At 60.9% G+C, this 243-nt stretch carries 1 pseudogene; it reads right to left on the bottom strand.

Annotation, left to right across the window (positions count from 1 at the left end):
- A pseudogene (locus tag HMPREF0201_RS23250) lies at positions 1-243 on the bottom strand (RHS repeat-associated core domain-containing protein); the annotation flags it as partial.

The following is a 243-nucleotide window of genomic DNA, read 5'->3' as shown; positions in this document are numbered from 1 at the left end:
CCGGTGGCCATGGAGACCCAACCCAGCACCGATGAGGCCTCAGGATTTACATCTTCCGTTGCCCCGCTCGCGATGGCCGTCACGTCTGCCAGCACACCCAGCCCTCCCAGGGCCAGCGTCGTTGCCGATGCCGAGCTCAGCGCCGCCGATATTCCCCCTGCTGCGGCTATTGATAGCCCTGCCGTAAACAGTGACAGGCCCAGACCGATTATTCCGAAAATAATACCCAGTATACTCTGCCAG

Origin of the sequence: Cedecea davisae DSM 4568 (assembly GCF_000412335.2) — a bacterium.
GTDB classification, from domain to species: Bacteria; Pseudomonadota; Gammaproteobacteria; order Enterobacterales; family Enterobacteriaceae; genus Cedecea; species Cedecea davisae.
Note: the sequence above shows the minus strand (reverse complement) of the source record. Positions and strands in the feature narration are given on the sequence as shown.